Origin of the sequence: Brevibacillus sp. NPDC003359 (genome assembly GCF_042878995.1) — a bacterium.
In the GTDB taxonomy this organism is placed as follows: domain Bacteria; phylum Bacillota; class Bacilli; order Brevibacillales; family Brevibacillaceae; genus Brevibacillus.
Genome location: NZ_JBIAOR010000034.1, coordinates 1 through 8,338, shown reverse-complemented (window position 1 = coordinate 8,338; position 8,338 = coordinate 1). Strand labels below are relative to the sequence as shown.

General features: G+C 44.7%; 5 protein-coding genes. 2 read left to right on the top strand and 3 right to left on the bottom strand.

All coding sequences use genetic code 11. The features are described 5' to 3' along the window. Positions 1 to 381: 381 nt before the first annotated feature. Positions 382 to 1,467, bottom strand: coding sequence for an HD-GYP domain-containing protein (locus ACFYU8_RS31390; protein ID WP_390307236.1), 1,086 nt, complete (start codon positions 1,465 to 1,467; stop codon positions 382 to 384). A 166-nt stretch (positions 1,468 to 1,633) separates the two neighbouring features. Then, on the bottom strand, positions 1,634 to 4,168 hold the full coding sequence (gyrA, locus tag ACFYU8_RS31385) for a DNA gyrase subunit A (protein ID WP_106842165.1): 2,535 nt from the start codon (positions 4,166 to 4,168) through the stop codon (positions 1,634 to 1,636). 558 nt (positions 4,169 to 4,726) lie between these two features. Here gyrA and ACFYU8_RS31380 point away from each other — a divergent pair. Together ACFYU8_RS31380 and ACFYU8_RS31375 are read left to right on the top strand one after the other, a co-directional pair. Next, positions 4,727 to 5,452, top strand: coding sequence for a response regulator transcription factor (locus ACFYU8_RS31380; protein WP_390307234.1), 726 nt, complete (start codon positions 4,727 to 4,729; stop codon positions 5,450 to 5,452). Next, the gene (locus ACFYU8_RS31375; RefSeq protein ID WP_390307231.1) at positions 5,449 to 6,825 is read left to right on the top strand and encodes a sensor histidine kinase; all 1,377 of its coding nucleotides are present in this window, start codon (positions 5,449 to 5,451) and stop codon (positions 6,823 to 6,825) included. Before ACFYU8_RS31380 ends, ACFYU8_RS31375 begins: the two co-directional genes overlap by 4 nt. A gap of 46 nt (positions 6,826 to 6,871) precedes the next feature. Here ACFYU8_RS31375 and ACFYU8_RS31370 read toward each other — a convergent pair whose 3' ends face one another. Continuing rightward, positions 6,872 to 8,146, bottom strand: a complete 1,275-nt coding sequence (locus tag ACFYU8_RS31370; RefSeq protein ID WP_390307228.1) for an MFS transporter — start codon at positions 8,144 to 8,146, stop codon at positions 6,872 to 6,874. Between the last annotated feature and the right edge of the window lie 192 nt (positions 8,147 to 8,338).

The window sequence follows — 8,338 nt, the reverse complement described above, 5'->3', positions numbered from 1 at the left end:
CTCCAATAAAGTTTGTTACTGGTTCAAAGCTGGCAAATCATTTAATGATAGACTCATTAACGCTTTCGCTGTTCAGTTTTCAAAGAGCATTTTGTTTGTCGCTCTTGAGGCGACTTTTCTATCTTATCATGCCGTCTAGGATTTTGCAAGATGTTTTTTTGAAAAAATCTTGTTCCGCTTAGCGGCGACAATTCAATACTTTATCAAACATTGCTCAAGAAGTAAATAGCTTTTATAACTTTTCTTCTTGAAGTGTTGCTTCAACCGAAGCGACAAGATGTATCTTATCACGTATTTTCAAACTGCACAAGAGGTTTTTATAATTAAATTAAATTTCTTTAAGTCATAGTAAAAGAGAGGCGAATCTCTCGCCTCTCTTCCTTACTGTTCCATTACTCTCACAATAGATAAATGTCGGGCTTCAACCAAGTTTACGATTTTCCCACCTGTTTCAACCATTGGTCTCGTTGGGTGATTATGATCTGTAAATACGATCTTCCCGATTGTTCCATCACTTAATTCAACGAGCGTTCCTACAGCGAATTGAGTGATCCCCTGCACAAATGTCCGAACAATGGTAGGATCTAGTTTCCCGAAGCTATCCTGCACTAATTGCTCCACTACTTGATAGGGAGACAATGCCTTTTGGTGCACACGATCCGAGCTCATTGCATGATACACATCAGCCACAGCGACAATTTTACTGTATAAATGCAGTTTAGAACCAGGCAAACCTAGCGGATAGCCTGAACCATCTTCTCGCTCATGGTGTTGCAAAGCCGCTAATGCTACGCCTTCACTTAAACCGTGGGATGACTTAATAATTTGGTAGCCATAAACGGTATGCTTTTTGATCTCTTCGAATTCGTCCGATGTAAGCTTACCTGGTTTTTGCAAAATCCGCCGATCAATTTTCGTTTTTCCTATATCGAGCAACGTACCCGCCAATGCGACCTGCATCCATTCCTTTTCAGGTACCTTGACCCATTTTGCGATCATATAAGATATAATCCCAACCGCTATGGCATGCTCATAGGCATAGCTATCCATCTTTGCAAAGCGCCGAAGGGAGAGGAGAACTTGCGGTTGCTGCTGAAACTCCGTAATGATCGGCGTCACAACTTCTCTGACTTCCATAACCGGGATGTTATTGCCGCCTTGTACGCGGGTCATCAAATTTTTCAGTGTAGACACTGCTTTATCAAATGACTCCTGAAACACAGGTTTAACTTGAGTAAACTTATCAGAAGCTTCTGTCGTATCTACCTTAGTTGGTTCACCCTGCTCAGTCCAAGCCCCTCCTGAATCCTCCACTTGTACCTGCTTGATCATGAACGCTTCTAAGAATTGAACTTCTCTTTCATAGAGAGGGGTTCCTTTTGCAAAAAGAATGCCTCCCAATGCTGTAAATACGTCTTCAGCCAATTTTGCTCCAAGAGTCAGTTGTTTCACTTCCACATTGGGCAACCTGCTCACCACCCGATCCAACTTGTTAATGATATAATATCCATTTCCCAATTTTACTTCAAACCCAAACCATTTGCAGGAAAAAAGCATTGATTAGGATAAACTTTCTGCACTTACACGAAAAAACGCCCCGCATTATGCGGGACGCTTTCGTCGTGATTTTCTTTTATTCTTCTGTCGGTTCGGTAGGATCGGTAGGATCGGTTGCTTCGACAGTCTCCCCGTCTTGCAAATCTGCGATTCCCTCTTCCGCATCTTCATCCGGCATATCCTCTTCCTCAGTTGGAGGACACTTGGCGACTGATCCCACCTGCTCGTTTTCAGACAAACGGATCAGTTTAACACCTTGCGTGTAACGCCCCATCACAGAAATACCTTTCATTTCTGTGCGAATGATGATACCGGAAGTGGTAATAATCATCAGATCTTCTTCAGGCTCAACGACTTTCAGACCAACGACCGGACCGCTTCGATCGGTTACGTTGTGTGTCTTAATTCCTTTACCGCCACGAGATTGAATGCGGTATTCATCAACAGGGGTCCGTTTTCCGTAACCATTCGCAGTTACAATGAGCACTTCTGCATTTGGTTTGATAACGTCCATATCGATGACATCATCATCGTCGTCTAGGGTAATCCCCTTCACACCGGTGGCGTTACGTCCCATCGTGCGAACGTCTCCCTCGTTGAAGCGAACAGACATGCCTTTGTGAGTACCCATGATGATTTGTTGTTGGCCATCCGTCAAACGAACACCTATCAATTCATCATCCTCGCGCAGGTTAACCGCAATCAGTCCGCCTTTGCGAATATTTCCATAGGACTCCAGCGTCGTTTTCTTAATAATCCCCTTCTTGGTCGCAAAGAACAGGTAATGTTCTTGATCAAACTCCTTCACAGGAATTACCGCACTAACTCGCTCTCCTTTTTCAATCTGTATGAGATTGATAATTGGAGTGCCTTTCGCTGTCCGGCTCAGATCAGGAATCTCGAATCCTTTTAGGCGATAAACCTTCCCTTTGCTCGTGAAGAACATGATGTAATCATGCGAGTTGGTAATGTACAGATGTTCGACAAAATCGTCATCCTTGGTTCCCAACCCCTGCACGCCACGTCCACCGCGTTTTTGCGAACGGTAGGTAGAAACAGGCAGACGCTTGATATAACCGTCATGCGTCAGGGTGATTACGACATCTTCCTCTGGGATCAAATCAGCATCTTCGATATGATTCTCATCGAAAGTAATTTCCGTGCGTCTTTCATCGCCAAACTTCTCTTTGATCTCACCCAGCTCTTCGCGGATGATCGCGTAGATTTTGGCTTCGTCTGCAAGAATAGCACGCAGTTCTGCGATTTTTACCATGAGCTCTTGGTATTCGTTCTCGATTTTTTCTCGTTCCAAACCAGTCAGGCGTTGCAGACGCATATCGAGAATGGCCTGTGCCTGCTCATAGGACAAGGAGTAATTTTCCATGAGTCCGTTGCGAGCTTCTTCCGTGGTTTGAGAAGAACGAATCAAGCTGATAATCTCGTCAATATGATCCAATGCAATGCGCAAGCCTTCCAAGATATGCGCACGAGCCTCTGCTTGCTTTAGATCGTATTCGGTCCTTCTGCGGATAATGACGCGTTGGTGCTCCAAATAGTAATAGAGCATGTCGCGCAGATTCAGTACACGCGGACGACTGTCAACGAGCGCCAGCATATTCACACCAAATGTAGACTGCATTTGGGTATGCTTAAACAAGTTGTTCAATACAACCTTTGGAATAACGTCACGTCGCAATTCCATGACGATACGCATTCCTTTGCGGTCAGACTCATCACGAAGGTCGGTAATGCCTTCGATTTTTTTCTCGCGTACAAGCTCCGCGATTTTTTCCACGAGTCTAGCCTTATTCACCTGATAAGGAATCTCTGTTACGATGATGCGCGGTTTTCCTTTCCCATCCTCTTCAATCTGGGTTTTGGCGCGCATAATAATGGAACCACGGCCTGTTTCATAGGCACGACGAATACCACTGTAACCGAGAATCTCCCCCGCTGTAGGGAAGTCAGGTCCCTTGATGATTTTCATCAAATCTTGAATCGTAATATCAGGATTGTCGATCATGGCAATGACGCCATCAACGACTTCCGTCAAGTTATGCGGCGGAATATTGGTAGCCATACCTACAGCAATCCCTGATGCCCCATTCAAAAGCAGGTTCGGGAAACGAGAAGGCAATACAACCGGCTCTTCTTTGCGTCCGTCGTAGTTAGGAATAAAATCGACCGTTTCTTTATCAATATCGCGCAAAAGCTCCAGCGCGAGCTTGGAAAAACGCGACTCCGTATAACGCATCGCCGCTGCCGGGTCCCCGTCTACAGAACCGAAGTTCCCTTGCCCTTCAACCAGCATGTAGCGCATGTTAAAATCTTGGGCCATACGTACCATCGCTTCATAGATGGAAGAGTCACCATGCGGATGGTAGTTCGCCATTACTTCCCCGACAACGTTTGCCGATTTACGGAACGGCTTGTCAGGAGTAAGACCCATATCGTGCATGGCATACAAAATACGCCTGTGTACAGGCTTTAAACCATCGCGAACGTCAGGCAAAGCCCGACTGACGATAACGCTCATCGCATAGCTAATGAACGATTCTCTCATTTCGTGGCTAATATCGACTTTTGGAAACCGAGCAGTTTCTTCTGCCATAAAGGGTAAACCTCCAACTGGTTATCACAATACTTCATTATACCATATAGAGAGAGGGCACGTCCAAAAAATCCAGTAGAATCAATCCATTTCCTCGGAATTTCTCCCCGTTTTGGTCGTACACTCACGAATTTCGTAGCATCCCTGAATATTCCAGACCTGTTTCACACTGGTCATCACACAAAACAAAAAAGGCCCCTACATTCTGGCGCCTAGAATTTCATGTTTCTTTACATGTATTTGTCATCATCTTTACAGCTTTACGACCATTTCCAATTCAGAGGAGCGAATCATTGTCTTCGTATCGATTAACAATGCGAACGTAATCGCGATCATCTGTAGTAGTTTTCTCATGGTGTATCCCTCCGTTTATTGAATGTACTTTGATTTTACATGGAATGAACACTTCGTCCCATCGATTTGGGTTTCATATTCCTTACACTATTGTAAGAAACGTAGAAAGTATGGGAAAAGTGTGGGAAATGCCTCCAACAACTGCTTAAGTCCGTTTGAAGATGTACAATAAAGTGAGAATCTAAAGGTTCGCGGAGGAAGCCCATGAAGACCTTTCACGTTGCCATTGTAGACGATGACATCAATATTCGTCAGATCGTCGAAGCCTATCTGCAAAAAGAAGGCTATGTTACAACTGCCGTTGAATCAGCCGAAGAGGCTATTAGTTTAGAGCAAGAGAATCCTCCCGATCTATGGGTATTGGACATCATGCTACCAGGTATGAATGGCTATGAGTTTTGCCGTCGTATTCGCGCTGGCTCAGAAACGCCAATCATCATGGTTTCTGCTCGTGACGAAGAAGTAGACAAGATTCTTGGACTCGAGCTAGGAAGTGACGATTATCTCACCAAGCCTTTTAGTCCGCGTGAATTAGTGGCACGCGTGAATCGGGCCCTCCAGCGTTGGAAGCAGATGAAATCCCTTGCGGAAGAATCTCCATTCATTGCGAAAGACAAAAACCCGGAAGAGGCTGCTGACAGTGCTCTCGTATTAGATAAGGAAAAACGGCTAGTATTTTCTTTTGGGGAGGAAATAGAGGTGACCTCCAAGGAGTTTCAGGTGCTCAGCCTTTTATCTGAACATCCAAATCGAGCTTTTTCCCGCGATGAGCTGCTCTCTCTAATATGGGGATATGATTATTTTGGAAGTGATCGAGTGGTCGATGATCTCATTCGTCGTATCCGAAAAAAACTGGATAAGATCCCTCTCGAAACTGTTTGGGGCTTTGGGTATCGCCTGCGAACTTTGGAAGGAACGAAGGATGAATGAGTATCCAATATCGCATTACGTTGATGTTCGCTCTTCTCCTCTGCCTTGTCATGGGAGTATCCGCTGTCCTGATCAATTCGTTTCTGCTGGATAATTTGATCGAGCAACAAAAAAATGAATTAAACCTAAAAGGTCGATTCTGGATTGAAAAAATGAACGAATCGAATGTAAAGATTGAAACAGAGGGAGTCGCAGAACTCGAAAAGCTTCTCGTCTCCAATCGCAAGATAGAAGTTTTGCTCTTAGGTAAAAAGAAAAAAGTGCTCTACACATCATTGCCTTCTTCCAATTTGAATGAGTGGATGGATGCCCTTGAGCGAAAAGCAGAGAAAAGGCAAAATCGAAACATATGGATGATCGGCAGCGATGATTACGTGGTCGTTAACTTGCCTTTTAAAAACGACGAAAAGCAACGACTGATTCTAGCCTCCCCTGTACGTGGACTAAAAGACATTCGTATGGAAATGACGAATAACATATTGCTCATCGTTTTGATTGGAGCCGTATCCACCATTTTGCTCAGCTTTTTTATTACGCGTAGTATGGTGCAGCCACTACATAAATTGACAAGAGAAATTAAAAAGGTTCAGGCAAGACGTTTTTCCGACGTCCAACTCATTCCGGCTCGCGGCGAGATCGCTGAAGTCTCAAATAGTGTTTACTCCATGGCACAAGAGCTCGATCGTTTTCATGAAATCCAGCGGCAATTTTTACAGAATGCTTCCCACGAACTAAAAACCCCTCTCATGTCCATTCAAGGATATGCCGAAGGAATTCGCGATGGCGTTTTTGTTGGTGAGGCTGCTGAAAAAGGTTTTGATGTCATCGTAGAAGAAACTAATCGATTAAAGCATATTGTGACTGAAATTATATTGTTGGCCAAGCTTGAAGGCGAAGAGAATTTGTTTGATCCCTCATGGCAATCCGCTACCGACTTGGTGACTCGGGCCATTGAGCGTTTACACCCTTTGCAGCTCCAACACAATGTGACGATTTCTGTACGTCCGACTAAAACCGATGACGTCGTGTACGTCGATGAAGGAAAGTTTCTCCAAGCCCTGCTGAATATCATTGGAAATGCTTTGCGTCATGCCAAGGATCAGATCACGATCGAAATAAAACCAGGCAAACGTCAGCTCCAAATAGAAGTACAAGATGATGGTGAGGGCATCCCGGAAGAGCTTCTCCCCCATTTATTTCATCGTTTTGTGAAAGGAAAAAATGGTGATGTCGGACTGGGACTAGCTATTTCTCGAGCGATCATCGAACGTTCGCACGGTGGTCTCCAAGCAGAGAATGGTCCTCTTCACGGCGCTGTTTTCCTCATTATCCTTCCATTGTATCAACAGCCTGAAAAACTAACACCCGAGTGATCTAGTGTCCACTCGGGTGTTTTTCTATCCATCGATATATTTACCGCTACATGTTCCCGGAAATTTTCGCTGTGAGCGCGTTCCTTCCAATCCGCATAACCAAGACAGAAGCAATCAAGCAAAATATTCCTGCAATGATAAACATGATAAAGTAACTATTCCACATGGTATAAATGACTCCTCCACCGTAAGCGGCCACAGCAGCACCTAATTGATGGGCGGCCAATATCCACCCAAATAAAATTCCTGATTGCTGTTTTCCGAAAATATCCGTCGTCAACTTAAGTGTTGGAGGAACTGTGGCTACCCAATCTAATCCATAGAAGACAATGAATAAGCCCAAGGTAAACGTAGAAGAGGATAGTGCTGTAGGAAGCAACATTAACGAAAATCCCCGTAAACCGTAATACCAAAACAAGAGCCAACGATTGTTAAAGCGATCCGATAGCCATCCTGACAATGTTGTTCCGATAATGTCAAAAATACCTATGAGAGCGAGTAAACTAGCAGCCGTTACCGCTGGAATGCCATACTCCATACATGCAGCTATAAAATGAGTACCGATTAAACCATTTGTAGAAAGACCGCAAATAAAAAAGCTACCAGCCAATAACCAGAAATCAAAGGAACGGAAGCCCCTGACTAAACCATCAATAGCGGCACGAAAAGGGTTTTGCTTAATGCCTTCTATTTCTTGATCAGCTTCAGTCGCGCCAAATGCCTGAAGTCCCTTATCACTTGGTCGATCGCGCATCAAAACAGCCACGATCGGAACCATAATCAGAGCCGCTGTTGCAATCACCCACGATGCCGTACGCCAGCCATCTGATTCCGCCAAGCTTGCGAGAAGAGGAAGGAATACCAACTGTCCTGTTGCACCACTCGCTGTTAATATACCCATAACCAATCCTCGTTGCTTCACAAACCACCGATTTGCGATCATCGCTCCCAATACGGAAGCCGTGCATCCTGAACCCAGTCCAACAACGACTCCCCAAAGTACAGTCAGTTGCCAGGAAGCCTGCATCCAAGTCGTCAGGGAAGAACCCAATGCTAACAAGATAAGGGCAATGATCGTGATACGTCTTATTCCGAACCGATCCATGACTGCTGCTGCAAACGGGCCCACCAATCCATATAGCAATAGATTAATGGACAACGCGATTGAAATAGAAGAGCGACTCCAGCCAAATTCTTGTTCAACAGGAACCATAAATACACCAGGGGCAGAGCGAATTCCAGCGCCAATCAAGAGGATGAAAAAGGTGACACCCGCAATGATCCAGGCGTAGTGGAGCCGACTCGAAGAAGCTTGTTTCATGACGACATGACTCCTTTTTGATATATTACGTCAGAAATTTCAGTTTTTATATAGTACAAAAAAACCATCCGAGTTGGATGGCTTCTTTTATTCCCTGAAAACTGGATCTGCATGATCAATTGCTAAATTTGTGGATAAGTCCTCGACCGATTAGTATTCGTCAGCTCCACGCGTTACCGCGCTTCCACACCG